This window comes from Dyadobacter crusticola DSM 16708, assembly GCF_000701505.1.
GTDB classification, from domain to species: domain Bacteria; phylum Bacteroidota; class Bacteroidia; order Cytophagales; family Spirosomataceae; genus Dyadobacter; species Dyadobacter crusticola.
Window position 1 is genome coordinate 197,501 of sequence record NZ_JNJB01000006.1, and the last position, 25,268, is coordinate 222,768.

The window sequence follows — 25,268 nt, forward strand, 5'->3', positions numbered from 1 at the left end:
GAATTCATTAATTTTGAAGATGGAGCAATTTGAAGTTGTTGCGCGGGCTGACTGGCGCGCGCCGGAATTAATGTTCAAGCCGGCGCAATTCAGGGTATCGGTGGTGGGGGAGGATCAATGTCGCCTCGCTTCCTACAACCGGCGGGATTTTTATAAAGTTTCGCTGATTATGACCGGCCGGAGCAAGTTGCTTTATGCCAACCGCGGCATTGAAATCGCCGGGCCGGCGCTCGTTTTTACCAATCCGCTGATTCCCTATTCCTGGGAGGTGATCAATGAGGATCCCACAGGTTATTTCTGCATTTTTACCGACACTTTCCTGCATCACGGCGGCCGCAATGAGAGTTTGCAGGATTCGCCGCTCTTTAAAGTAGGCGGTGATCCGATTTATAATCTTAGTGCAGAACAAGCTCATTATCTGGAAAGTATCTTTCTAAGAATTCGCCAGGAATCCGATAGTGAGTACATGTACAAGCTGGATGTGATCCGCAATCAGGTGAGTCTGATTATCCACGAGGCAATCAAAATGCAGCCCTCCATTGGCTACTTTTCACCGTCCAATGCATCTTCAAGGATTGCCAAATTATTCCTTTCGCTTTTGGAAAAACAATTTCCTGTCGATTCACCTGAAAATACCCTTAAGCTGAAAAAAGCCAGCGATTACGCCGACAGTCTTTCAGTACACGTAAATCACCTCAATGCTGCTGTTCAGGAAGTTACCGGTAAATCTACCACTGCACATATCAACGAGCGGCTGCTTACCGAAGCCAAGTCGCTGCTCCAATATACAGAATGGAGCGTAGCAGATATCGCATTCAGCCTGGGATTTGAATACGCATCTTACTTCAATAACTTCTTCAAAAAGCATTCGGGGATCACACCGCTGGTATTCCGGAAAACACTTTGAAAACTATAATTTTCGCTTTGAAACTTGTAGCCCGAGGCGCAACCCTGCACTTTACCTTTGCTGATGTTATCATCAAATCATAAACGCAAATGAAAAAGGTAAATTTAGGAAGCCAGGGGCTGCAAGTACCCGTTCAAGGGTTGGGCTGCATGGGGATGACCACCATCGCAGGCGGAAATATATACGGGCAGGCAGATGAAAAAGAATCTATCGCCACCATTCACCGCGCGTTGGAACTCGGTATCAACTTTTTGGATACAGCCGATTTGTACGGACCGCTGCTCAACGAGCGGCTGGTCGCAAAGGCCATCCACGGAAACCGCGAACAGTATATCGTAGCAACCAAATTCGGTTTTGAAGTAGATGACAATGAGCAGCTTACCTGGGGTTTCAATGGCAAACCAGAATATGTGAAAAAAGCGCTTGACCGGTCACTCCGGAACCTGGGCACAGATTACGTTGACTTGTACTACCTCCACCGCCTCGATCCCAATACGCCCATTGAAGATACAGTCGGCGCGATGTCGGAGCTGGTTCAGGCTGGTAAAATTAAATACATCGGTCTGTCGGAAGTATCTGCTGAAACGATCCGGAAAGCACACGCGGTTCATCCGATTACTGCTATTCAGACGGAGTACTCACTGTTTGAAAGGGAACCCGAAGCAAATGGCGTGCTGGATGTGACCAGAGAGCTGGGGATAGGATTTGTAGCTTACTCGCCGCTGGGAAGAGGCTTTATCACCGGTCAGATCAAAAGTCCGGATGATTTTGAAGAGAACGATTTCAGAAGAGGGATACCCCGTTATCAGGGAGAGAATTTTTACAAAAACCTTGACTTACTGAAAGAAATTGAATCAATGGCTGCAAGCAAGGGCATTACGCCTTCACAGCTGGCACTTGCCTGGGTTTTTGCCAATGACATCGTCGCCATTCCCGGTACCAAAAGGATTAAGTATATCGAAGAAAATGCAGCTGCAGCAGAAGTGGTACTCACCGCAGAAGAGAAACAGAAGCTGGAATCGATCGTGCCGGTTGGCGTTGCAGCAGGTACGCGTTATGAAGCCTCGCAAATGCAATGGGTGAATGTATAGCGGCAGCTGAAAGCGGACAGATTTTGTTCAAAAGCGTACAAGAGATGCACGTGAAAAAACCCATTTAAATGGATTGGAGCGTTTTCTGGCGAGTGGCATATTAATTTACATTTACCCGTAAATAGACTGCTGAATCGTCGGAAAATGCTCCAAAACTATTTTAAGATCGCCTGGCGGAATTTGATCCGTAACAAAACGTACAGCCTGTTGATCCTCGCAGGCCTTGCCACGGGCATGACCTGCGCAGCTGCATTGTGGCTCTATGTGCATGACGAACTCAACTTCGATAGGTACCATACAAAGGCCGATCGTATTCACCGCCTCAATCTCAACATCCGGTGGGAAGGAAACGAGTTCAAGCTTGGTCAGGCTTCAGCGCCATTCGGGCCGGCGCTGCAACGTGAGTTTCCCGAGGTAGTCAGTAATTTACGCGTGAAAAAAGGGGAGCAGCAGCTCAGGGTGGGTGATAATGCTTTTCTCGTAAAAGACGTGATCTGTGCAGATTCCACGCTCTTTTCCTTCTTCGACTATCAGTTTATCGAGGGCAATCCAACCATTGCGCTCGCCGGGAAAGACCGTTTGGTGCTCACCGAAAAGCTTGCATTGAAACTCTTCGGCAAATCCTCCGGACTGCTCGGAAAGGTTGTTTTGGTTAAAGATAATATGCCATTTACCGTTTCGGGCATTATCAGAAATCCCCCCGCCAACCACCATCTGGCATTCGACGCGATCTTACCTTATACGAATGCAGCAGTAAGCAGAGTTACGCTTGATAAATGGGATGGTTTCAACACGTTTACTTACCTGCTGTTGCAAAATGGTACAAAGCCGCAGTTGCTCGAAGGCAAAATGCCTGCTTTTTACAAAAAATATGTGGCTGAAACGATAGGGGATACGGACGGTAGCAAGGTGAAGTTTACCATCAGCTTGCAGCGTTTGACAGATATCCATTTACATTCTTCCCACCTTTTAGGCGAGGAAAATGGCAGTACAATGCGGTATGTGTACACTTTTTCGATCATCGGCCTCTTCATTCTCCTCATTGCGATTGTCAATTATGTGAACCTGGCTACGGCACGGGCGGCCAACCGGGCAAAGGAAATCGGTGTCAGGAAAGCAGTTGGATCGAAATGGTCGCAGTTGGTCGGACAGTTTCTCTCCGAGTCCGTTTTAATGTCGGCCCTGGCGGCTGTTGCGAGTATCATTTTGCTTTATTCACTACTCCCATTCTTCAATCACATATCCGGTAAATCGTTGATCATCGACTTCGGGAATGTAGAAACGATTGCGCTGATCATCGGTTTTACTTTACTTACGGGGCTTATCAGCGGACTATATCCCGCATTTATTTTATCAAAGTTCAAACCGGTGGCCGTGCTGAAAGGAGCAGGCGGAACAAAAGGCGGCGGCGCTTTTTTCAGGCAATCGCTGGTGGTTTTTCAGTTTTTGATCTCAATGGTGATGATTGCGGGTACCATTACTGTGTACCGGCAATTGCAATTTATGCGTAACTCTGCATTGGGCTTCAATCAGCAACAGGTAATCTCCATTCCATTATCCGTGCCTGCATTGAATCGTAATGCAAAAGTGTTGAAGGACAAGTTGCTGCAAAATCCAGCTATCAAAAGTGCGACGCTCACCAATGGATCAATCGGCGATCAGATCAATAACAAAACCACCTTTTCTTTTTACAGAAAAGGTACGGAGCAGTCGATCAGCGCAGAATACTTTGACGTGGATCCGGACTTCGCTGACGTACTGCAGATCCGTATCACGCAGGGCAGGGATTTTTCCCCGCAGCTGGATCACGATAGTTCCAATGCGGTATTGATCAATCAGGCTATGATGAAACGGCTGGGCTGGAAAAACTATGACGAAGGATTGATTGAGCTGGATACGAAGAAGGTTCCTGTGACCGGCGTAATCAGCGACTTCCATTTACGATCATTGCACAACCAGATCGAGCCGCTGGTACTTGTAATGAAGACTGCCAAGTCAGATAATTTGCTTGTCAAAATCTCGGGAGATCAAGTTGCAGGCACATTGGATTACATCAAAACAACATTTAGGCAGGTGAATGCGGGACAGCCGTTTGAATACGATTTCTTGGATCAGTCATTTGCGAGACAGTACAAAGCAGACGAACAGAAAGGCCAGCTTTTTCTCTCCTTTTCCATTATCGCGATCATCATCGCCTGCCTTGGACTGTTCGGTCTGGCGGCGTTTGTAGCCGAGCAGCGCACCAAGGAAATCGGTGTCAGAAAGGTATTGGGCGCATCGGTAACCAGCATTGTGGCATTGCTTTCCGGCAATTTCCTGAAACTTGTGTTAGTGGCGATTGTCATTGCAGTGCCCGTGGGCTGGTACTTAACGCGGATCTGGCTTCAAGACTTTGCTTATAAGATTAACCCCGAATGGTGGATATTCGCCCTGGCCGGCGTCCTTTCATTATGCATTGCCATTCTCACAGTAAGCGTACAAAGCATTAAAGCCGCATTGATGAATCCAGGCAAGATCTTGCGGTCGGAATGAGTTGGGGTAGGTGTTGCAATCAAAAAAATCTTATCAATTTTAAAATGTGACCTTCTTGTAGTGTCTGCGTCTAAAAAGGTGCGAAAGTTAGTATCGATGAAAAATTACAGCGATGAAAAAAGACATGCAGATGGAAACTAAGAGCTGGAACGAGATCAAGGATCAGGTATATGGGCAGCCGGGTACTCAGAGACGCGATGATCTCGACCGGGACTTCGAGAGCTTTAAAATTGGCCTGCTATTAAGGAAAGCGCGGGAAGAACGGAAGTTGACGCAGGCTCAACTTGCTGCATTAGTTGACAAAAAGCGCGAGTTCATCTCCCGGTCGAACAGGACGGGAGCAATTTGAATTTGAAAACACTTTACGAAATCGTCGAAAAAGGTTTCGGAGGTAAAGTACATATTAGTCTGGAACTATAAGCGCTTATGAAACTGCCTTAGAAACTTCTTACAAATTAAATACTAATGCTCAATAACAAAATGGCCAGCCCGTCAACTAACAGGCTGGCTATTTTGTATAATATCAAACAATATCAATATCCTTCGTTCTGAACCAGGTATCCTGGCAGGTTCGAGGCACCGTCGATTGCGGTTTGTGGGATTGGGAAAATGCGTTTGCGGACGTCAGAATTGGTTTTCTCAGTCCATTTACCTTCGTATTTACCAAAACGGATCATATCCGTGCGGCGCAGCATTTCCCAGTAGAATTCAAATCCTCTCTCGCGGAATAGTATATCAAGGTTCATGCTGGTCAATGCGGGCGGCGCAAGTCTGGACGTGCGTGACGCGCGAACCAGGTTCACGTCAGCCAGTGCACTCGCAGCATCCCCTTTGCGCAGCTTGGCTTCTGCACGCATCAGGTAAACATCGGCAAGGCGAACAATTACGATATCCGCTTCTCCTTTGTTCCGACCTGTGTTTGACTTGCTGCTGAATTCATATTTAGCAACGCGGTAGCCGGTATTGTAGTTACTTCCGGCAGTGGTAAAATCGATCAGCTCCGAAAAACTGACAGGAAGGTCTGTCCGGTTGCGTGTCACGTAAGTAAGCTTACCTACTTTCAACCTGCCGTCCGGACATCTCACGAATGCACCGTTTACGCGCAGTGCACCATATTGCTGGCCGCGCAGGATACCTCTGTTGATTTTGTAATCCGCATCATTCACGCAGGTATCTGCCGCATTCGTATAAATGGACATATTCTGCTGGTAGAAGCGAGGGTCGCGGCTTGGGTCAACAGCGCCGTAAGCCTGCACCCAAGACTGGTAAAAGTCTGATGTGATACCAGGCCCGTCGGTACCATTTGCGCCTGGGAATTCAGCCAATGGAAACTGATCGCCAGAGATCGAGAAGTACGCCATGCGATTGTGGCCATTCAGATCTTCACGCTGGTCCACAGCAAAAATCAGTTCTTCGTTATTGTGGTTATTGTTTCCAAAAATAGAAAAATAATCAGCTGACAACTTCGCCTGACCGGACGCAATTACCTTATCTGTATACTCGATTACCTTGTCGAGATCTTCCGTGCGGAACTCAATCGTAGGTGCGTAACGGTTGCGATAAACGCCTGCATTCAGGTACAACCTGGACAGCAAGCTCCAAGCAGCGGCCTGGTTCAATCGACCCGGGCCAACAGCCGCTTTCGGTTTAAGCAAAGGTTCTGCGGCAAGAAGCTCACTTTCAATGTACTTCACAGCTTCTTCGCCGCGGATGATCGTGGAAGTGGTGCCCGGATCTTCCTTTACAAATGCGATCCCGAACATATCGAGCAAAACCATATTGTAGTAAGCGCGCATTGCTCTCGCTTCGGCCAGAAATATGGGCGCACTCGGGTCTGCCGATTGTTTGTAGCTCGTAATCGCGGTGATCGAGCGGGAAATGGATTGTACCAGCTGGTTCCAGGTGTTGTTCACGTTAGGGTCAGTAGCAGTGGTATTGTGCTGGTGCAGCGCGAGGTAAATCCCATTGTCGCCCCAGTCGGTACCGCCGCGGTACGGGAGTATCGCCTCGTCGGTGCTGATTTCCTGCAATGCGAAATAGTTGGTATGCAGGAACAGGTTAGGCAGCAATGCGTAAACAGGCGCGATCAATCCATTGGCTTCGTCCTGGGGCGAAAGCTTGTTGCTCAGGGTTTCGTCCAAAACTTCTTCCTGCAGATTCGTGCAGGCGGTGGTAAAATATAGCAGGCTGGCTGCCGTAAATATGAGTGATAATCTCTTTTTCATTTTGTAATAATTAAAAACCAACATTGACACCAAACAGCACAGTTCTCGATTTCGGATAGCTCAGGTAGTCGATACCATAGGAAGTTACGCCTCTGATTTCGCGGTCGTTGTTAACTTCCGGATCATATCCGTTGTACTTCGTCCATACAGCCAGGTTTTGGCCCGTAACCGAAAGCCGCACAGTTTGTACCCATTTGTTGATCCCCAGCTTGGTCGCGTTCAGGTTGTATCCCAGTACCAGGTTGTTCAGACGAAGGAATGCGCCGCTTTTCAAAAACCTGGTCGATACGGGTGCAGAGTTGTTGATCGATTCGGCTTCGTCGGACAATGCGTCACGCGTTACATTCAGGCCTTTTGACAATTTCAGTTTATAGAAATTCGAGTTGGCTGTATTGTCGTAAACCTTGTTACCTGCTACGCCATTGAAATTGGCTGCCAGATCAAAGCCTTTGAAGCTCACATTACCACTGAAATTGTACATGCGGGTCGGGAGTGCGGTACCTGCGGCAATGCGGTCGTTGTCGGTAACAATGCCGTCGCCATCCACATCACGGAACTTGCTGATGCCGTTTTCGTCGAATCCAATGTGTTCTTTCAGGAAGAAGGTACCAATCGGCTGACCGCTCAGGTAACCGTTGATCGTAGCCGAGGTAAGTCCCGATCCCTGCGCCGAACCCGAAGGAATGACGGAGTAAGGAGAACCTTTTACCTCGTTTTCAATAAATGTGATGTTACCGCCTACACCATATCTAAGGCCGTTTTCAAGTGCATTCCGGTAATTCAGTTCGAGTTCAACACCGCGGTTGATAATGCGCATATCAGGTACATTGGTCCAGAAAGTTCCTGCTGGCTGCACGGGATCGGCTGGGATTACTTCCAGCAATATCTTTCTTGAAGCTTTGGAAAAATAATCGATTTCTCCACTTAATGCACCTTTGAACAAACCAAAATCAAGTCCGATGTCCGTTTGCTGCGATACTTCCCATTGAATGTTCGGGTTGGCTAGACGCGTGTAAGTTGTACCTGCCGGATATGGACTGGTACCGTCAAGCGGGTAGCTGGTAGTTCCCGATACCACGGACGTAAATCTGGCCTGCGTGATTTTGGAAGGGATTTCCTGGTTACCCGTCGATCCCCAACCCGCGCGTAATTTCAGCTCAGAGAATGGCGAGGATTTCATAAATGCTTCTTCCGAAATCCGCCAGCCCAGTGAGAAAGACGGGAAATAGCCATATTTGTTGTTCGCACCAAACTTCGACGAACCGTCGACGCGCAATGTAGCAGTAGCAAGATACCTGTCTCTGAAACCATAGTTAACACGGCCAAAAAAAGATTGCAGCTCATTGATCGTCGCAAAACCGCCGGGTTGGTTTAGTACCAGTGTGAGGTCCTGTCCTAAACCTGGGTTATAAATGGGTTCAATATCCGAGATAGGAAATTTATTAATGCTGAAATTCCGTTCCTGCAGGAATATACGTTGGTAAGAATGTCCTGCCAATGCACTGAAACTATGAACCTTGCTGTTGAATGTATAGGTCAGATAGTTTTCGATCAAACGGTTGGAGTTCTTGTTGCTCCAATTTTCCAGACGGCCGATTTCGAAAGGTACCGCGTTGGGAAGTGTTTGCTTGTCTTCCACGGAAGTGGAGTGGTCAAGACCAAAATTCAGCTTGTACACCAGGCCTTTGATGATCGTTACGGAAGGAGAAATGCTGGCCAGCACGCGATTAGTGTTTACCAGTTCCTTATATAGTCGCAGTGAAATCAGAGGGTTTGTCCCATCCACATATTGGAACGGTTCACCATTGTCCTGATAAGGTCTGTAAGTCGGATTGGCTGTGATGGCACCTCCGATGATGCTCTGGATGTTAGGCCGCTGGGTTTTTGTATTTGACGCATTCAGGTTTACATCCAATGTAACTCGGTCGTTCAATAATTTCTGGGAAAGATTGACACGGCCGGTGTAACGGTCCTGGCTGCTGCCTTTCAGGATACCTTCTTGCTTTTGAGCTCCGAAAGACGCGTAATAAGTCATACGGTCTGTCCCGCCGCCAATGGAAAGGTTATGGTTGTGGGTGGTCGCAGTGCGGGATATTTCTTTCTGCCAATCAGTGTCAGCGCCTTCATTGATCACCGTACTTCCCAGCTTCTGGGCTTCGGCAACGAATTCAGGTCCGCTCAGTATATCCAGCGGACGCGCCATTTTGGAGATACCCAGACTTCCTGAGTAAGTGACGCTCGCCTGGCCGGATTTGCCCTTTTTGGTGGTGATAAGGATCACACCATTTGCTCCCCGCGCTCCATAAATCGCTGTGGCAGAAGCGTCTTTCAAAACGTCCATTGACTCGATATCCGCGGGATTGAGGAAGTTGAGAGGATTACCATCTCCACCTGTGCTGCTGTTATCAAGCGCCATTCCGTCGACTACAAAAAGCGGAGTACTTCCGGTACGCACGCCGCCAGGCCCGCGAACGGTAATGCTGGTTTTGGCACCTGGTTCACCTGTTGCCGAGGTTACATTTACACCCGACACTTTACCTTGAAGCAATTGCTCGGGCGAGTTGATGATACCCGCATTGAACTCGGTGCTTTTCAGCGACTTCACTGCGCCGGTGATATCTTTTTTTGCGGTACTGCCGTAACCGACCACAACTACTTCTCCCAGGTTTTCGGCGGTCTCTTTGAGGCTTACCTGTACGGAAGCTGCGTTGGCTTCTGTGAGAAGAAAGTTGGAGAGTGTTTGTTTTTCAAAACCTATGTAGCTGAACTCCAAGTTGTAACGTACTTCTGTTTGCAGGTTTGCAAATGAAAAGCTACCATTTTCGTCGGTCGTGGCGCCTTGTTTGTTGCCGCCATTCACGTCCGAGATCACAACGGTAACACCCGGTAGCGGCTCGGCGCTGCCTGCGGTAAGTACTTTTCCTTTGAGCGTAACATTTTGCAGTAGCGGGTTCGGCGCTGCATATGCGTGCAGGCTGAGCAGCATCGCAGCGAGCATTGCATAACTTCGCCACAGACCAATTCCGACTGATCGGGATAGAGTTTTCTTCATACTTGTGGATTATTAAATTGGAACAACATTAAAGGTGAGTAATTATAAGGACTGAATGCAAGATTGCAATTGTATTTTTAAAATAAATTATAGAATATAGCTAATAATGATTTCAAACGTTTGAAATTCTGTGCAAACGTTTGAAAAAATAGAGGAACAAATAGGATTGGATTGATATTGCTACCATCTGGGATTTAGGAGAGCGCAAAAGTGGCATTTGCGTCCGGAATGAAGGCGATCCGAAAGTTAAGGAATTGTTAAATTGTAAGGTTCAGTAAGTAAACCTGGTGCTAGGCAGTACTTTCAAGCGGGCTGATCTGAATTGAAAGACCATAGGCTTGCATTAACTCGTCGAGTTCTCTGGATAGTCCTTGTATTTTGGATCGGTAACTCTAAACATCCTGCCGCAGCACTTCTAATGGCGGCCTCGACAGGATACCCCGGCTGTTGATTAATCCGATGATTACTGTTAGCAGCGAAACAAAGAAGAAGACGCCAAGTACAGGCAGCAGCTCAGGCTTGAACTCGGCTTCAAAGCTGAATTTTGCCAATGCGAAACTGCCGATCAGCGCGATGATGATGCCAGTTAATGCGGCCAATGCACCCAGGAAGAAATATTCCAGAGCGGTAATTGCAAAGATCTGTTTCCGGCTCGCGCCCAGCGTTCTCAGCAAAACGCTCTCCTGCAAACGTTGGTATTTGCTGATCATTACAGAAGAGATCAGTACAATCAATCCCGTAAGAATGCTGAACCCGGCCATAAACCGGATCACGAAACCTATTTTGTTGAAAATGTCGTCCAGCAAACGCAGTACCAGTGCCAGGTCGATAATGGCGATGTTGGGGTACTTCCGGACTACTGCCTGCTGAAATGTAGCGGATACCTCCGGACTGGGCACGTGCGTGAGCATGGCGTGAAATTGCGGCGCATCTTCGAGCACGCCGGTAGGGAATACAACCAGGAAGTTGGTCTGTACCTCACCCCAGTTCACTTCCCGCAAGCTGGAAACGCGGGTGTTCATCAACGTACCCTGCACATTGAAAACCATTGTGTCGCCCAGCTCAATTTTGCTGCGGTCGGCGAAACCTTGTTCCAGCGAAATGGGGACCAGGCCTTTTGCAGGATCGTATTTCCCTTCCCACTTACCTTTTGTGATTTTTTCCGAAGAGGTAGTCGAATCGCGGAAGGTGACGCGGTACTCTCTCCCGAATATCCGTCGCGATTGTTCCATAGTAGTATCTCCCTCAAAGTCGGCCGCCGTTTTTCCATTCAGCTCTTCCAATCGCATATTAACAATCGAAACACTCTGGTTCACAGGTACGCGCTGCGCTTTTGCAATGGCAAGTACACCTTCCTTTTGGTGGCCCTGAATGTCAAAAAGGACAATATTGGGCTGGTTGCCGCTGGTTGACAGCTTGACACGTTCCAGCAAAATGCTTTGTACAAAAAACAAGGTGCAGATCAGCGTGGTACCCAGTCCAATGGAGACGATCAGTATCGTTGTCTGGTTATTGGGCCGGTACAGGTTGGCCAGTCCCTGGCGCCATAGATAGCTCCACGATACCGGGAAAAACCGGCGCACCAGCCAGGTAAGCAAAAGCGCCATTCCATAAAGTACCAGAAACGACCCCAGAATGCTCGCCGTGAAAACCAGTGCTTCCACCCAGGTGCGCATTTGTAAATACGAGAACCCGAAAATGAACAGCACGATCAGGGCATACAGCAGCCAGGTAACCGGATCTCTTTCAAGCTTGATCGGGTCGAGTGAGACGCGGAGCACATTCAGCGGGGAAACACTGCGAATGGAAAGGAGCGGAGGCAATGCAAAAAGCACGGAGATCAGAATGCCGATCGCAAGTCCCTGCGCAATCGCAACCCAGGAAATGGCGGTTGTGAGTTCAAACGGAAGTAAGTCTTTGATCACAACCGGTAAAAACTGCTGGATCGCAGTACCAAGTGCCGCTCCGATCACAGACCCTATAATGCCGATCCCAAGAATCTGGATCAGGTAAATGAGGAATGCCTGCGATGCTTTTACACCCAAACACCTCAGGATAGCAATGGATTTCAGTTTTTCGCGGATGTAAATATGAATAGCGCTCGCGACGCCAATGCAGCCCAGCAACAATGCCACAAAACCGACCAAAGCCAGAAAGCGTGTCAGGTCGCGGAATGAGCGGCCGGTATCTTCTTTTTGCTGCTGGACAGTGTTGTGGTCCAGGTCAAACTTTTCAAAACGCGGTTCCAGGTTCTTGACAAGCTTCTCAACATCGGTACCCGGCGCAAACTTGAAATAATGGCGATAAGCTACGCGGCTTCCTTTTTGCATTAAGCCCGTCTGGTCAAGGTACTGCATCGGAATGTACACCGTCGGCGCTACGGAACTTGTAATACCCGTTGCTCCCGGCGCTTTTTCGAGGATACCGGCGATCGCGAATGTAACTTCCCCGATCCTGACGGAGTCGCCTACTTTGGCATTGTATTGCAGCATCAGCGTTTGGTCCACCAGTGCCTCACGCTTGGTCCTGAATGTTTTTTCAGCCGTTACCGGAACAGTTTCGAATTTCCCATAATACGGGAATGCACCCGACAATGCTTTCACCTGCGCCAGCCTGTTACCGCCACTTTTTGTAAAATAAACCATGGAAGCAAAACTGCGCTCCTCCGAGCGGATCTTGCCCAATGAGTCCACCAGCTCTTTGGCTTTTCCTTCTACTGCGCGGTTTCCATAAAGGGAAAGATCGGCGCCGATGAGAGTAGCGGCTTGATTATCAATGTTCTCTTTCAGGTTATCGCCGAGCGCGTAAATGGCGACTAGCGCAGCAATGCCGAGAATAATTGAAGAAATGAAAAGTACCAGGCGAGAGCGGTTTTTCCGACTGTCGCGCCACGCCATTTGCAGCAGCCAGGATATATTCAGGTTGTTGGAGTCCATCAGGAAATTGAGGTTATGCTACCAGTTTTCCGCCTTTGATGCGGATGATCCTTTGCGTTTTTGCGGCCAGTTCCAGGTCGTGGGTTACCACCACAAGCGTAGTTCCCGCCTCTTTATTGAGGTCAAAAAGCAGGTTAACCACTTTCTCGCTGGTTTCAGCATCGAGGTTTCCGGTGGGTTCGTCGGCAAAAAGGATCTGTGGTTGATTGGAAAACGCGCGTGCGAGTGATACGCGCTGCTGCTCGCCGCCACTGAGCTGTGTAGGGTAGTGATGGCTGCGTTCTGCGAGTCCGACCTTGTCAAGCAGATCCAGCGCGCGCGACTTGATATTTCTTTCACCCCGGAGTTCAAGCGGTACCATTACGTTTTCCAGTGCTGTAAGGGTGGGCAGCAATTGGAAGTTTTGAAAAATGAAGCCTACATACTTGTTCCTCACCGCCGCGAGCTGGTCTTCATTCAATCCGTTGAGCCTGGTACCATGCAGCTCCACGTTCCCGGAAGTAGCGCGATCAAGACCTGCGCACAAGCCAAGCAGGGTAGTTTTCCCACTTCCCGACGGACCCACAATGGACATTGTTGAACCTGCCGCTACTGAGAAATGAATGTTGTCTAAAACGGTCAGAGACCGGTCACCGCTTTTATATATTTTACTTACCTGCTGCAGATCGAGTATGGTATCCATTCTAATGTTCCTATTTTTATGATTTCGTGGTGCTAAGCTTGGGCAACCTGTTTTGGTCTAATTTGGTTCTTTTGGTTTTATGTCGAATATAAATATAGGTTAAACGGCATTGAAAACTAAGTGAGCGGTTTTCGGGCAATTCCCGCGATGGTTTGTCTTTTTAAATTCTGTCAAAATCAATTTCTATTATGAAGCGCATTTCATTTTTTATCTACACACTTTTCATTCCGCTGCTGCTGTTTTCGTGTAATGGCGGAAAAAAGGAGGAAGCTGAATCCACGGAAGAAACCGCGAAAGCACCTGCGGCGGAAAAGGCAGCCCGGAAAAAGACCATCGTTTTTTTCGGTAACAGTCTTACCGCAGCTTACGGCCTTGACGATCCTACCCAGGGTTTTGTCGGATTGATCCAAAAGAAAATAGATTCACTCGGACTGAACTATAAGGTAATCAATGCAGGTGTAAGCGGCGAAACTACGTCCGGCGGAAACAGTCGCATTGACTGGCTGTTGAAGCAGCCGCTCGATGTATTTGTACTGGAACTCGGAGGGAATGACGGCTTGCGGGGCATTCCTGTGCCGGAGACAAAAAAGAACCTGCAAGCGATTATCGATAAGGTACATACCAAATATCCCAATGCGAAAATTGTGCTTGCAGGAATGCAGATTCCGCCGAATATCGGACAGAAATACGCATCCGATTTCCGCGCAGTTTATGCCGATTTAGCCAAAAAGAACAATATTACCCTGATTCCGTTTTTGCTGGAAGGCGTAGGAGGCGAAGCCAAATTGAACCTGCCGGATGGTATTCACCCGACAGCAGAAGGACATAAGATCCTGGCCGAGAATGTCTGGGTGATAATTGAAGATCTGCTTTAGGAATCTAAAAAGGGCAAAAAGAAAGGCCCGGAGCTGTTTAAAACAGAACTCCGGGCCTTTTTATTCAATGTTCTCCTTGCTCTACACAACCCTGTCGCCACGAATCAAACGAAGAATAATTGCCACGACGGCAATCACTAAAAGAATGTGGATAATGTTACCAAGTCCAAAGCTTGCGAAGCCAAAATAGCCTATCAACCAAAGGATTACGAGGATGACAGCTATTGTATAAAGAAGATTTCCCATTGTTTTGTGTTTTGAGTTAGAGATGTTAGTGATCTGCTTACATCCTATCAATTTAGATGCCAGCAAGAAATAGCTGCATTTCGCGCCCTAACTTTCCCCGGATTCTACAATATTTGCGCTGCATTGAAATTACATAGCCATAAGTTGTAGAAATTTATCTCAAAGCACTTCTATGAAGCGAACATTAATAAACCTGTTCTTCCTTTTAACAATTTCTTTTTTTACAGAAGGCGCCGTCGTTGATACAGTGGACACTTACAGCGCGGCGATGAAGAAAAACATCAAGGCGGTCGTGATCCGTCCGGATAATTATGCAACTGCAGGAGAAATGCCCGTCGTTTACCTCTTGCACGGATACAGCGGCAATTACGCGGACTGGGTTAAAAAGGCGGCCGGTTTTCAGAAGGCGGCGGATTTGTACCAGATGATGATCGTTTGTCCCGACGGCGGTTACGGAAGCTGGTACTGGGATACGCCCGACCCGGCATTTAAATATGAAACCTACGTGGCCAAAGAGCTTGTGGCGTTTGTGGATAGCAAGTACAAAACGATCAAAGACCGCAGAGGCCGGGCGATCACCGGGTTAAGTATGGGCGGACACGGCGGACTTTACCTCGCTTTCCGGCACCAGGATGTATTCGGCGCTGCGGGCAGCATGAGCGGCGGCGTGGATATCCGTCCATTCCCGAACAACTGGGATATGGCCAAAAGATTGGGCAAATACGCAGAGAAGCCGCAGGCGTGGGAGGAGAACACCGTGATCAATATGCTGCATCTGCTGACACCCAACACATTGTCGCTGATCATTGACTGCGGGCGGGAAGACTTCTTTTTCGAGGTAAACGAAAAGCTTCACCGCGAGCTGGCTTACCGCAACATTCCGCATGATTATATCGTAAGACCCGGCGCTCACAACTGGGCTTACTGGACCAATGCAGTACAATATCAGCTGCTTTTTATGAGCAACTTTTTCAATAGAAAAGAAGCTGCGGGCAAATAGGCTGTATTTTCAATTGTTTACAGTTTTTAAATTTCTCTCATTTACATTTGCACAAAATAGAATTAACCTACCTTTTAATTTTACTATTCAGCTATAATGAGCAACTATTCCTCGTCTGCACCGGCTGGCGCTCCCAAATTCACTGAAAACAGATACCTGATTACCCTTATTTTTGTTACCTCCCTTTTCATGTTCTGGGGCATTGCCATCACGATGGGCGATGTTTTGAACAAACATTTTCAACACGTACTCAGCCTCACCAAAACGCAGTCGGCTTTTGTACAATTTGCAATCTTTGGGGCTTACGGGGTAATGGGGATACCTGCTGGGCTTTTTATGAAGCGATTTGGTTATAAGAATGGCGTGCTTTTCGGTCTTGCGCTTTTTGCGGCGGGATCATTCTTGTTTGTTCCGGCGGCGGCAGCGGCTTCATTCCCGTTTTTTGGAGGTGCATTGTTCATTCTTGGTTGCGGTATTTCCACGCTCGAAACAGTGGCTCACCCGTTTGTTGCGTCCCTGGGCGACCAGCGTACCAGCGATATGCGCATTAACTTTGCGCAGGCATTCAATGCATTGGGTACCATTATCGGTCCCGCGGTAGGTTCTTATTTTTTGTTGAGAAATAATGTCGAAGGCAGCACAGACCTTACTTCGGTTAAAACTTTATATATCGTAATCGGCAGTGTGATCGCGACGATCGCGGTGCTTTTTTCTTTCGTAAAAGTACCTGCGCTTACAGATCCGCACGTAGCAGTAGATCCGGCAGCTGCGAATGTAGATACCCATCCTGAAAAAGGTCTTTTTCAGCATAGCCATTTCAAGTGGGCGGTATTTGCGCAGTTTTTCAATGTAGCCGCACAAGCAGGTACCTGGGCGTTTTTCATCAATTATGGTCACGAGAAAATGGGCTTCACGGATGCGGTTGCGGGTAACTGGATGATCCTATTCTTCGTGCTGATGCTGGCCGGACGTTTTATCGGTACTTTCCTGATGCGCTTTATCGCTCCGCCCTCATTGCTTGCGATTTTTGCTGCTTGTAACATTGTCATGTGCCTCGTTATCGCTCAAAGTCTGGGCTGGCCGTCGTTCATTGCATTGCTGATGCTCAACTTCTTTTTCAGCATTATGTTCCCGACGATTTTCAGTTTGGGTCTTAAAAATTTGGGAAAACATACGCAGCAGGCTTCTTCCTTTATTTCAATGGGCGTAGTAGGCGGTGCGTTTTTCCCATTCGCAATGGGCGCCGTAGCCGAGCACGACGTAGCCACAGCCTACTACCTGCCGATCATCTGTTATACGGTGATATTTCTGTTTGGATATAGGTTTTATAAGGTGAAGTGACTTCGGCCAATTGGCTTTCGGCAGTCGGCTTTCGGCAGTCGGCTTTTTTATTTGCCTTCGGAAAGACAGCCGAAAGCCGAAAGCTGACAGCCGATTGCCACTAGCTAAATCAATAATTAATTCACAACAAATAATTGAATGAAACTCTGGGGGATTGACTTAGGAGGTACTAAAATAGAATGTGCGGTGCTGGACTCTGCGCAGAATCTGGAAGTAATAGCGAGGATGCGCCTGCCGACTGAATCGGCGAAGGGGTATGAGCATATTTTGTCTCAGATCAAGAGGTTGATCGATATGGTAGCAGAGCAGGTGGGAGAGCGTCCGACCAAGATCGGGTTTGCTACGCCGGGCGTATTGGAACCCGATTCTCAGCTGATGAAAAACTCTAATACTACCTGCCTGAACGGGATGCCGCTCAAAGCCGACTTGCAGAGGATTCTCGATGTGCCTTGTCAGCTGGCTAATGATGCGAACTGTTTTGCTTTGGCGGAAGCTTTAATGGGAGCAGGCAAGGAGCACCATACTGCCGAAGTTGTTTTTGGTGTAATTATGGGTACCGGTGTGGGTGGCGGTTTGGTGGTTAACAACAAAATCATTGCCGGTCACCACGGAATAGGAGGAGAATGGGGCCACAATATATTGGAAGAAAATGGCGAGCCTTGCTACTGCGGTAAGGCGGGCTGTGTTGAGCAGGTGATCTCCGGACCTGCATTGGAGAGGTTTTACGAGCAGCAAAGCGGCGAGCGCATTACCATGAAAGTCATTCTGGAAAGATACCGCGAGGGAAATGACGTGCATGCGAGTGCTACTATTGAGCGATTGCTTGAATATTACGGCCGCGCTATTTCCACATTGATCAACGTGATCGATCCGGGATTGATCGTGATCGGCGGCGGGGTAGGGAATGTGGATCTGCTTTACACGGCGGGTTACGAGCGGATCAGAAAGTATATTTTCAACAAAGGTGTAGTTACCACACCGATCGTAAAACCCAAGTTGGGAGATAGTGCGGGTGTTTTTGGCGCAGCTTTGCTCTAAGATAAACGTTAGCGCGAACGAGTGCTGGTCTGTCGTTTGAAAATAGTTCGTTAAATCATAACGCTCCATCACAGTGACAAACGTGAAGGCAGTTCAGCGCATTCAGTCCATTGATATCGTCCGGGGCCTGATCATCGTGATCATGGCGCTGGACCACGTCAGGGATTACTTCCACATAGCTGCTTTCACAGGCGACCCGCTCGACCCGCAGACTACGACGGGAATGCTCTTCTTCACCCGCTGGATAACCCATTTCTGCGCACCTTCTTTCATGCTGCTTTCGGGCATCTCGGCATTTTTGTCGGGACAAAATAAGACGCCCGCCAGTACCTCTTCTTTCCTGATCAAGCGTGGCTTCTGGCTGATTTTGGTTGATGTGATCTTCATGACATTCGGCTTCACCTTTGATATTACTTTCAAAACAATCCTCTTTGCGGTACTCTGGGCACTGGGTGGCAGTATGATCCTGCTCGGTTTGCTGGTGCGCTTTTTGTCGCCGCGGACTATTTTGGCGGTCGGGCTATTTATCGTATTTGCGCACAATCTCCTGGACTACATTCAGGTTGCTCCTAACTCTCCGGCTGACATTGTGCTCAGTATTTTCTTTACCGGCGCGGGTAAGTTTTATCCGCGTGGTGACGGCGGTACCCTTGCATTCTTGTACGTGATCGTGCCCTGGGCTGGTATTATGATGTCCGGTTACGGCTTGGGTACGCTTTACAGGAGCAGTTTCCTGGCTGAAAACCGGAGAAAGATTCTTGTGATCACAGGGATAGTGATGACGATCCTTTTTGTTTTGCTGCGGTTCGTCAATAAATACGGAGATCCTGCACCTTGGAGCGTGCAGCAGGATAGTTTCCGAACATTTCTTGCATTTATGAATGTGCGTAAATACCCGCCGTCGCTTTTATTTACACTGGCGACGCAGGGTCCTATACTGCTGGTACTTGCCTTTGCGGAGCATTGGAATGATCAACTTTCGAGGTTTTTCAAGGTTTACGGAAAAGTGCCATTCTTCTTCTTTGTGGTACACTTCTACGTGATACATTTCGTCAGTGCCATTGCCGTGCTTGTCTCGGGTTACACGTGGGCGCAGGCTACGGATGAGAAGCTGTTTTTCAAGTTCCGGCCAGATGATTTCGGTTACAGCCTGGTCTGGGTTTACATCATCTGGATCTTGATTGTGCTGGCGCTCTACTTTCCCTGCAAGTGGTTTGGCGATTACCGCACGCGCGAGCGCAAATGGTGGCTGAGCTACTTATAGCTTCGTTTATTGCCCGGTAAGTAGAAATTTGTGATCTTCATTTTATTACAACAACCTAAACATTGCTGTAATGAGATACCTCCTTTCACTTGCATTCTCGCTTTGCGTTTTCTGCGCTCTGGCCCAAACCAGTGCGGAAACATATCCCATTGATCCTGCTTCCCAGCCACAAGCCAATGTACCCAAAGGCGAAATCCTGAAATTTACATTCGATCAATCCAAAATATTTCCCGGCACCTGGCGCGAATACTGGGTGTATGTGCCGGCGCAGTACAAACCGGACCAGCCTGCCTGTGTTTATGTAAACCAGGACGGAATTCAATGGAATGCGCCGACGGTTTTTGATAATCTCATCCAAAGCAAAGAAATGCCGGTTACGATCGGCGTTTTCGTGATGCACGGAAAGGTACGCGCGGCTGATCCGGAGAAGGCAAATGACCGCTTTAACCGCAGCTTTGAATACGACGGACTTGGCGATGCGTATGCACGGTTTATCCTTGAAGAGCTCCTGCCGGAAGTGGAAAAGCAAAAAACAAGCGATGGACGGGAAATTCGCCTTTCGAAAAGCGGGAACGACCGTGCGATAGGCGGATCAAGTAGTGGCGCGGTTTGTGCATTCACCGCAGTCTGGGAGCGGCCGGATGCATTTACCCGCGTTTTCAGCGCAATCGGGACGTACGTTGGTCTGCGCGGTGCCGATCGCTACCACACCTTAGTCCGAAAATTCGAACCGAAACCAATAAGGATCTACATGCAGGACGGCGCCAATGACCTCAACATATATGCAGGCGATTGGTGGATGGCGAATCAGACGATGTTGCGTGCGCTCACATTTGCCGGGTACGAAGTGATGCATCAATGGGGCGAAGGCGGGCACAATGGAAAGCACGGATCAGCCGTATTTCCGGAGGCAATGCGGTATTTATGGAAAAACTGGCCGGAGCCTGTGAAGAAGGGTAACTCGCAAAATCAGGTACTTGCGTCAATCTTGATTCCCGGGCAGGATTGGGAAACTGCAACGGACGGCGCGCAGGTTTTCGCAAAAAGACCAAATCCAAAATCCGCTGCTAACCAGGCTTTGTCACCCGATCAAACGCTGCTTTATGAAACAGAGCCTGCGTCGCATTGGGTTTGGTCTTCCCAATTTCAGGCTAACGGGAAAACGGCGTACAAACAAAAGTTTGGGTGGCTGCACGTGAATGATTGGGATGATAGTGCATTGGCTGGCGGGCTGGTGTGTGATATGGAAGGGCGCATTTATGTTGCCACAGCTGCCGGTATCCAGATTTTAGATCAGACGGGCCGCGTCAATGCGATCCTGCCTGTCCCGGATGGTGCGCCATTAAAGGTTGCATTCGGAGGAAGAGATTCAGACGAATTGTATGTCGCCACATCCCGCAAAATCTACAAACGTAAATTAAACACAAAAGGCACAACCGGATCCAAAACCCCTACCAAACCCAACGCGCCAAAGTTATAAGCCCCCGAGCCCCCTCGGGGCACCACATCGGTACGCTCAATTCCACTCCATTACAATACCGTCAAATCCATCCAACGCGCCTACTTCAAGCGCGATTTCGCGGTTTTTCCATGTAGATTTTACGGGTTTGCCAGTAGCCAGGGAGAATACCCTCTTAGGCTGTTTTTCGCATTTAAACTGAAAACTCAGCTTATACAAAGGAAGTGGCTCGAAATAAGTATTGCCGCTGAACCCGGTCAGGTTTACCAGATGAAGGATCATTCCGTCGCTTTTTTCCTTATATCTGTTCCCGTCAGTGTTTTTTACGAATTCATTCAAAATCGTTTCCACTCTCGCGGGTGCATTGGTCTGAATGGTTTGCCTGGTTCCTGGTAAAAGGTGCTCAATTACATCAAGCAGCAGATTTTTGTGCTCCTGGTATCCGTGCATGTAGTAGATCCGGCCCAGGTTAATCGGCATGATCACGGCTTTGCTTTTCGGGTGATTTTTGATCGCCAGTGCGTAGTTACCTGTGGGATCGTGGCCGCCGATGATCTCTGGCGGGCCGGGCCGGCCTTTTGAGAGAATGGGCAGCAATTTCTGATCGGCTGCGGAAAAGTCGTACAAGCCCATATTGAACTTCCAGAAAAGCATTTTTTGTCCGGGAAAGCTTTTGAAAATGGTCCGGTCGTCGGGCACGAGGTAATTGCCGGCACCGTCGTTATCCTTGTTCCTGATTTTTGCGCCGAATAAATCCTGCAATGTTTCGGGACTATCGAAAAGGCTGCGATTGGTTGCGATCAGATGCGTGCCTTGCTGACTGGCCGCTCTCAAAACAGCGAGCGCCTCGGGTTTCAGGTATGTGATCTCAGGCAGTATCAGGAGCTGGTAGCCTTTTACTTTCTCAGATAAATTGTGGATCTGACCGTCTTCAATAATGTCGAACGGGATATGTGCCTCGCGCAGCATCAGCTGAATGCCGCGATATTCCTGCATCGGCTCGCCGCTCGGCCAGGCACCAGGCGCGATCACAGCAATTTTCGCCACCGACCGGTACCTGCCAAAGTAAGCTTCATGTTTCTTGTGAAAACCGTATACTTTTTTAAAAACATCAAAATTACGCTCGTCTTCGTAGTCCCGCATATCTCCCATCATACTCAGGTCCAGCCCGGATCCGTTTGCAATATTCTCATAAAGCCGGATCTGTACTTCCTGCGGCTCCACTGCATTGTACCTGGACTGAAAAGAAATCTGCTGAATACTTGCATTGCTGATAATGTGATCAGGAAAGGAGTTGACCGCATTATTAACATTGTCGGACGCTGAATAGGGCCAGTAAGGCAGGGTAGTCATACTCTGGGATTCGTGGCGGATAATATCGACGAATTTGTCTGAATAGGTACAAATAGCTACCTGCTCGTTTTTGGATTTTACCAGTTTGTGCAGCCGCTCCGACCAGTCTTCCACAGTATGTTTTTTGAATTCCAAATACTTCTGAAAAAGCGGGTCGGCCTTGTTTTCTTCGGTTGGCAATTGCTGTCCGCCTGAGAACGCAGCAAAGCGCTTTTTGTCAAACTCGTTCTGGTCAATGCCGTGGTATTTGCCTTCGTAGGGATTATTGACCTGGTAACCTGGCATATTCAGGAAAATACCGTCGATCGGAAAACTATCCATTACTTCTTCAATGATTTTGAAGGCTTTTTCCTGCACATAAGGGGCATTGATGGACACCACATACATATCAGTATTAATGATCCTTTCGCCTTTGGGAGAAATATAGCACCACTCGGGATGCGCCCTGAAAATGCTTTCATGCACGCGGCTGAAATCGAAACGGACGATTACTTTGATATTGTGATCGTGGCACTTGCGGATCACATCGCCGAGTACGTTGCTTTTCACGTGCGGGTTTTGGTAATGGAAATCCAGCTTTGTAGGGTAGAATGCCATGATGCCGCCCGCATTGATGAGCAGCGTATTGGCTGAAAATTTCACGAGGTCTTCTACAATGGAATCTGCGTGAATGCTCGCGGCTTCATAATCCGGCAGGTTCATTTGGATTACCCGCAGGTTGTTCTTTTTCCACCAGAGATCTTCGTTGCCGGTGTTTTGGGCAGAGAGAATATTGGAGAGTACTAGCAGCGCTGGCAGTAAAAGGTATCTTATCATTGAATCGACATTTTGCTGAAAAAGGTGCCGACGTTTTTGTATCTACTTGAAAAGTCGCATTTTCAGGTTCGCTAAAAGGCAGGGGAGAGAAGCTGGCTTAATTTTTTAATATAGTACTCAACTACTACTTCTTAATCTCTAAGTGTTCTGAAATTGAACAAACTCACATTTTTTTTCCTGTTCGCGTCTATGCTGGCGGACATACCTGCGGCTTTTGGCCAGGGTGACTGGTTTAAACGCTTTGTCGCAAAAACCGTTTCTGATACTACTTCCCCAGGCGAATCAAGTTTCAGGATTTACCCCACATTGGGCTATTCTCCTGAGACGAGCTTTGAGTTTGGTTTATCTTCCCTTTTAATTTTTCAAGCCAAAAAAGACACACTGAACCGGCTGAGCGAAGTACAGGCTTTTACATTTGTGACCCTCGAAGGGCAGTATGGTATCTGGCTCGACAATGCGATTTATGGAGATCAGGACAAGTGGTTTTTTCTGGGCCGCACCCGATTTCAGCGTTTTCCATTGCTTTATTACGGAATTGGCCCGGAAACACCGGATAAAGATCCGGCACTGGTCGACGCAAACTACCTGCTCCTGAGGCAGCGGGTTCTTCGTAAAATTGTTCCAAACCTGTTTGCAGGACCAGAAATCGACTACCAGCAGCTTTATAACACCGAGTTTAAACAGCCGGAAAACCACTTTTACGAAAAACCGCTCGGGGCTGACGGCGCAAGAAATATCGGCTTGGGCGCAGCGCTCGTATATGATACCCGGCACAATGTGCTGAATGTGCGTAAAGGATTCTTTGGTGAGATATCTTTTTTAAAATACAGTCCGGCGCTGGGCAGCAACCAAAACTTCCGTACGATCAACCTGGATGTGCGCGGTTCCCACCCGACCAGCATACGGAACGTGCTGGCCTGGCAGGTTTACGGCAGTTTCAATGCGGGGAATGTTCCTTTTAACCAGCTTGCACTGATGGGCGGCGAAATGATCATGCGCGGCTACTACTACGGCAGATACCGCGACGAAAGTATGCTTGCCACGCAGATAGAGCACCGGTGGCTTCCATTCGGGTTCAGCAAGCGGTTCGGGGCAGTTGCTTTCGCCAGTACCGCAGTGGTCGGACCGAGAATCAAAGATTTTTCTCTGAAATACATCCGCCCCGCTGGCGGAGTAGGGTTACGTTATCTGCTTTTCCCTAAAAAAGATATTTTCCTTCGTCTGGATGTAGGTTTCACGAAAGACGGGCCCGGCTTTTACCTCTTTACGGGAGAAGCATTTTAATCGCGGTGCTTATAACCGAATGCAACTACAAAAAGCAGCACACCCACCAGCCCAAGTGCTGCTGACAGCGAGGTAATCTCGGCGATAATGCCAATCAGCGCCGGTCCGGCCAACTGCCCGGAGTAGCCGAGTATCGTCACGGCGGACAATGCAATGGAAGGAGGAATGCCCGGAATGCGGCCAGCGGCGGTAAAGAATACGGGAATTACATTGGCGGCGCCCAATCCTACAAGCACAAAGCCAAGCAAAGTGGTGGCAGCCCAGGGAGCCAGCACTGCGATCAGAAATCCGCTCCCTGCGAGTAATGTGCCATATAAAACTACTTTCGCAGGTCCCAGCTTGTGAATAATACCGTCGCCAGCAAGGCGCATCACCGCCATTGCTACGGAAAAAGCGGCATATCCCATTCCTGAGAGTGAAGGATCGAAATTGCGGGAAAATTGCAGGAAAACCGCACTCCAGTCGAGCATTGAGCCTTCTGCCAGAAAGATTATAAAGCACATCAAACCCAGGATCAGCACAGGTCCTTTGGGTAGTACGAAATTGGTACTATCCATTTTGGCCTCCTCCGAATGCGGCAGCAGGTGCCTGATCTGGGTGACGGTGATAAGAATGAGCATTGCAGAAATGGTCATGGCGGCAATGTTGGGTGATAATCCTGCTTTGATCAAAAAGCCAAGTCCGATAGAACCAAGCAAACCACCGACACTGAACAGGCCGTGAAAAGAAGACATAATGTGACTGCCGAAACGATCCTGCACGAGTACAGCCTGTGCATTCATCGCCACGTCGATAGATCCCACGCCTGCGCCAAAGACAAAAAGCGCGGCGGCCAGCTGGTAAGCGGAAGTTGTCAGCAGTAGCAGCGGGAGCAATGCAGCGATCACAAATGCGGCGATCAATACGATAATCCGGCTTCCATATCTATTGATCAAAAAGCCGGAAAGCGGCATAGTCAGAATTGCGCCTGCGCCAAGTGAGAGCAGGACGATACCCAGGTCGGCATCATTTAAGCCCAAACGTATTTTTGCAAAAGGTACCATAGGGGCCCAGCTCGACAAGCCGATACCGCACACCAGGAAAATAAGTAAGACTGCTCTTCGTGCCCGTCGGATCTTCAATTGTTCATTCATCAGGATTGTAGTTCAAATTTCGTTTTGCAAACTA

At 48.4% G+C, this 25,268-nt stretch carries 18 protein-coding genes; 11 read left to right on the forward strand and 7 right to left on the reverse strand.

Annotated elements, in window-relative coordinates:
- Positions 1-19 precede the first annotated feature (19 nt).
- The 4 genes from Q369_RS0109295 (at position 20) to Q369_RS27605 (ending at position 4,879) form a co-directional block, all read left to right on the forward strand.
- The gene (locus Q369_RS0109295) at positions 20-907 is read left to right on the forward strand and encodes a helix-turn-helix domain-containing protein (protein ID WP_031527531.1); all 888 of its coding nucleotides are present in this window, start codon (positions 20-22) and stop codon (positions 905-907) included.
- 89 nt (positions 908-996) lie between these two features.
- Positions 997-1,998 carry an aldo/keto reductase gene (locus tag Q369_RS0109300; RefSeq protein WP_031527532.1) on the forward strand — a complete coding sequence of 334 codons (1,002 nt, stop codon included), beginning with the start codon at positions 997-999 and terminating at the stop codon, positions 1,996-1,998.
- Positions 1,999-2,142: 144 nt separating this feature from the next.
- On the forward strand, positions 2,143-4,530 hold the full coding sequence (locus Q369_RS0109305; RefSeq protein WP_031527533.1) for an ABC transporter permease: 2,388 nt from the start codon (positions 2,143-2,145) through the stop codon (positions 4,528-4,530).
- Positions 4,531-4,660: 130 nt separating this feature from the next.
- A complete protein-coding gene (locus Q369_RS27605; protein WP_229206783.1) occupies positions 4,661-4,879 on the forward strand; it encodes a helix-turn-helix domain-containing protein in 219 nt (72 codons plus the stop codon).
- A gap of 184 nt (positions 4,880-5,063) precedes the next feature.
- Here Q369_RS27605 and Q369_RS0109315 read toward each other — a convergent pair whose 3' ends face one another.
- From Q369_RS0109315 to Q369_RS0109330, 4 genes are all read right to left on the reverse strand, one after another.
- The gene (locus Q369_RS0109315) at positions 5,064-6,755 is read right to left on the reverse strand and encodes a RagB/SusD family nutrient uptake outer membrane protein (protein ID WP_031527534.1); all 1,692 of its coding nucleotides are present in this window, start codon (positions 6,753-6,755) and stop codon (positions 5,064-5,066) included.
- A 10-nt stretch (positions 6,756-6,765) separates the two neighbouring features.
- On the reverse strand, positions 6,766-9,741 hold the full coding sequence (locus Q369_RS0109320; RefSeq protein WP_031527535.1) for a SusC/RagA family TonB-linked outer membrane protein: 2,976 nt from the start codon (positions 9,739-9,741) through the stop codon (positions 6,766-6,768).
- 458 nt (positions 9,742-10,199) lie between these two features.
- On the reverse strand, positions 10,200-12,743 hold the full coding sequence (locus Q369_RS0109325; RefSeq protein ID WP_031527536.1) for an ABC transporter permease: 2,544 nt from the start codon (positions 12,741-12,743) through the stop codon (positions 10,200-10,202).
- Between the two features lie 13 nt (positions 12,744-12,756).
- Entirely contained in the window at positions 12,757-13,425 is a 669-nt protein-coding gene (locus tag Q369_RS0109330; RefSeq protein WP_031527537.1) for an ABC transporter ATP-binding protein, read from the reverse strand.
- A gap of 188 nt (positions 13,426-13,613) precedes the next feature.
- Between Q369_RS0109330 and Q369_RS0109335 the strand changes: the two genes are divergently transcribed.
- On the forward strand, positions 13,614-14,300 hold the full coding sequence (locus Q369_RS0109335; protein ID WP_031527538.1) for an arylesterase: 687 nt from the start codon (positions 13,614-13,616) through the stop codon (positions 14,298-14,300).
- 81 nt (positions 14,301-14,381) lie between these two features.
- Here Q369_RS0109335 and Q369_RS27610 read toward each other — a convergent pair whose 3' ends face one another.
- Entirely contained in the window at positions 14,382-14,546 is a 165-nt protein-coding gene (locus tag Q369_RS27610; protein ID WP_082489155.1) for a lmo0937 family membrane protein, read from the reverse strand.
- Positions 14,547-14,718: 172 nt separating this feature from the next.
- Here Q369_RS27610 and Q369_RS0109345 point away from each other — a divergent pair, with 172 nt between their 5' ends.
- The 5 genes from Q369_RS0109345 (at position 14,719) to Q369_RS0109365 (ending at position 20,669) form a co-directional block, all read left to right on the forward strand.
- Positions 14,719-15,546, forward strand: a complete 828-nt coding sequence (locus tag Q369_RS0109345; protein ID WP_035333200.1) for an alpha/beta hydrolase — start codon at positions 14,719-14,721, stop codon at positions 15,544-15,546.
- A 96-nt stretch (positions 15,547-15,642) separates the two neighbouring features.
- Positions 15,643-16,887: an L-fucose:H+ symporter permease gene (gene fucP, locus Q369_RS0109350; RefSeq protein WP_031527540.1), complete on the forward strand. Its 1,245-nt coding sequence runs from the start codon at positions 15,643-15,645 to the stop codon at positions 16,885-16,887.
- A gap of 138 nt (positions 16,888-17,025) precedes the next feature.
- Entirely contained in the window at positions 17,026-17,925 is a 900-nt protein-coding gene (locus tag Q369_RS0109355) for an ROK family protein (RefSeq protein WP_031527541.1), read from the forward strand.
- A gap of 82 nt (positions 17,926-18,007) precedes the next feature.
- Positions 18,008-19,189, forward strand: coding sequence for an acetyltransferase domain-containing protein (locus Q369_RS0109360; RefSeq protein WP_229206784.1), 1,182 nt, complete (start codon positions 18,008-18,010; stop codon positions 19,187-19,189).
- 70 nt (positions 19,190-19,259) lie between these two features.
- Positions 19,260-20,669, forward strand: a complete 1,410-nt coding sequence (locus Q369_RS0109365; RefSeq protein ID WP_031527543.1) for an alpha/beta hydrolase-fold protein — start codon at positions 19,260-19,262, stop codon at positions 20,667-20,669.
- A gap of 36 nt (positions 20,670-20,705) precedes the next feature.
- Here the strand turns inward: Q369_RS0109365 and Q369_RS0109370 are convergent, their stop codons facing one another.
- Positions 20,706-22,817, reverse strand: coding sequence for an alpha-amylase family protein (locus Q369_RS0109370; RefSeq protein WP_031527544.1), 2,112 nt, complete (start codon positions 22,815-22,817; stop codon positions 20,706-20,708).
- A 153-nt stretch (positions 22,818-22,970) separates the two neighbouring features.
- On the opposite strand from Q369_RS0109370, the gene Q369_RS0109375 reads away from it, so the two are divergent.
- A complete protein-coding gene (locus tag Q369_RS0109375; protein ID WP_229206785.1) occupies positions 22,971-24,101 on the forward strand; it encodes a BamA/TamA family outer membrane protein in 1,131 nt (376 codons plus the stop codon).
- On the opposite strand, the gene Q369_RS0109380 is transcribed toward Q369_RS0109375, so the two are convergent.
- Positions 24,098-25,234 carry an MFS transporter gene (locus Q369_RS0109380; RefSeq protein WP_031527546.1) on the reverse strand — a complete coding sequence of 379 codons (1,137 nt, stop codon included), beginning with the start codon at positions 25,232-25,234 and terminating at the stop codon, positions 24,098-24,100. The genes Q369_RS0109375 and Q369_RS0109380 overlap by 4 nt on opposite strands.
- Positions 25,235-25,268: the final 34 nt, after the last annotated feature.

Bases quoted from the DNA above. Each gene is read 5' to 3' on its own strand.
- Q369_RS0109345 (WP_035333200.1), top strand. From the start codon at position 14,719: ATGAAGCGAACATTAATAAACCTGTTCTTCCTTTTAACAATTTCTTTT.
- Q369_RS0109370 (WP_031527544.1), bottom strand. From the start codon at position 22,817: ATGATAAGATACCTTTTACTGCCAGCGCTGCTAGTACTCTCCAATATT.
- Q369_RS27605 (WP_229206783.1), top strand. From the start codon at position 4,661: ATGGAAACTAAGAGCTGGAACGAGATCAAGGATCAGGTATATGGGCAG.
- Q369_RS0109300 (WP_031527532.1), top strand. From the start codon at position 997: ATGAAAAAGGTAAATTTAGGAAGCCAGGGGCTGCAAGTACCCGTTCAA.
- Q369_RS0109305 (WP_031527533.1), top strand. From the start codon at position 2,143: ATGCTCCAAAACTATTTTAAGATCGCCTGGCGGAATTTGATCCGTAAC.
- Q369_RS0109325 (WP_031527536.1), bottom strand. From the start codon at position 12,743: ATGGACTCCAACAACCTGAATATATCCTGGCTGCTGCAAATGGCGTGG.
- Q369_RS27610 (WP_082489155.1), bottom strand. From the start codon at position 14,546: ATGGGAAATCTTCTTTATACAATAGCTGTCATCCTCGTAATCCTTTGG.
- fucP (WP_031527540.1), top strand. From the start codon at position 15,643: ATGAGCAACTATTCCTCGTCTGCACCGGCTGGCGCTCCCAAATTCACT.
- Q369_RS0109365 (WP_031527543.1), top strand. From the start codon at position 19,260: ATGAGATACCTCCTTTCACTTGCATTCTCGCTTTGCGTTTTCTGCGCT.
- Q369_RS0109355 (WP_031527541.1), top strand. From the start codon at position 17,026: ATGAAACTCTGGGGGATTGACTTAGGAGGTACTAAAATAGAATGTGCG.
- Q369_RS0109295 (WP_031527531.1), top strand. From the start codon at position 20: ATGGAGCAATTTGAAGTTGTTGCGCGGGCTGACTGGCGCGCGCCGGAA.
- Q369_RS0109320 (WP_031527535.1), bottom strand. From the start codon at position 9,741: ATGCTGCTCAGCCTGCACGCATATGCAGCGCCGAACCCGCTACTGCAA.
- Q369_RS0109315 (WP_031527534.1), bottom strand. From the start codon at position 6,755: ATGAAAAAGAGATTATCACTCATATTTACGGCAGCCAGCCTGCTATAT.
- Q369_RS0109335 (WP_031527538.1), top strand. From the start codon at position 13,614: ATGAAGCGCATTTCATTTTTTATCTACACACTTTTCATTCCGCTGCTG.
- Q369_RS0109380 (WP_031527546.1), bottom strand. From the start codon at position 25,234: ATGAATGAACAATTGAAGATCCGACGGGCACGAAGAGCAGTCTTACTT.
- Q369_RS0109330 (WP_031527537.1), bottom strand. From the start codon at position 13,425: ATGGATACCATACTCGATCTGCAGCAGGTAAGTAAAATATATAAAAGC.